Source organism: Neisseria sp. P0021.S007, assembly GCF_051956855.1.
The window spans coordinates 1-1,162 of the sequence record NZ_JBQCXA010000113.1 but is presented as its reverse complement, the minus strand read 5'-3'; the positions used below and the strand labels follow the sequence as shown (position 1 = coordinate 1,162).

Genomic DNA, 1,162 nt, shown 5'->3' with positions numbered 1-1,162 from the left:
TCGCCACACTCAGACCGGCAAAGCCGCTCCAAAGGTAGTCGATGATGTAAAACACCGCAGGCTGTGGTTTGCGGATTTTGTCGGTTTTAATCATGGTTTGAGTATTGGTTTGTATTTTGAAATCAGCAGGTTGGGTATGTGGATGCTTTAATCCAATTTTCAGATTATTAGTGTTATTTTCAGGTAGTCAACAGTAACTACGGTGTACTGCAAATTGTATTAAGTTTTGCAATGGCGTTATAGTTATGGAAACGTGCATAAACACTGCATTTGTTGCTGTCTTTCAAATTAAATAAAGAGTCATACCAATAAGCAATTAATGCACGTCTGACCCCATCTTTTTTTAAAAAATCTAGCGCGATATCAAAGGTACCATTTAAAAAAATGGAAACCGCTCTCGGTAAAACTGTTTTGTAATAACTCTTTTCAATATATCCATGTTGTTCAATCCAAGAAATTGTTCCTGGAAAATCTAAAATTAATTTATCTAACAATATCATATGGGTGCTTTGTGTATTCTTTCTATTTAAGGTACTAAAAGCTACCTCATGAGACCCGATATTCAACGTAAAATATCTGCCGCCATTTGTTGACGGGAAAAGTGAAAATGTCCATACCCCTTGGTATTCCAACCAGTGTGCCAATCCGGACAATATGAATAAATTCTTTAGATAAGAACATAAATATTCATCTTGAAACATCCTATCTACTTTGGGTTTGTGAATAATCAGGTTTTCATCCAAATCATTCAAAGCATCAGATGCTTCTTTAACGCTTAAATAAAAAAGTTCCTTTTGGTTAGCCTGATTTGTATTTAGACAGCTTCTAAATCGATAATGCAAATAATGTTCTACTTTCCGCCAATTATTTACTTGTCTAAAATCTGCCAGTTCCCATTTTCCTAATTTTTTATAAGGTTCAGTTTGGTTGATTTCTTTAATACGCTTAATCGGTGGATAATTACTACCTCCAATTTTTACACTATCACAATTTTTAGAAGTCAAAATATAGACATATCCTATAGATTTAGTATCAAACATAATTTAAAGTACGCTTCTTCAAAATATATTTATTTTACATTCATAATAGCAAATTGGGTTATGACCAAAAATCTTATTATATCCGTTTGATGTTGTTAGTTTTGAAGCACCAAACTTTGGTG

General features: G+C 33.1%; 1 protein-coding gene and 1 pseudogene. Both read right to left on the bottom strand.

All coding sequences use genetic code 11. From position 1 onward, the window contains the following. Nucleotides 1-94 (bottom strand): annotated as a pseudogene (locus ACTHUR_RS11545) (ABC transporter permease); the annotation flags it as partial. A 103-nt stretch (nt 95-197) separates the two neighbouring features. Continuing rightward, on the bottom strand, nt 198-1,040 hold the full coding sequence (locus ACTHUR_RS11540) for a GIY-YIG nuclease family protein (protein ID WP_070814351.1): 843 nt from the start codon (nt 1,038-1,040) through the stop codon (nt 198-200). Between the last annotated feature and the right edge of the window lie 122 nt (nt 1,041-1,162).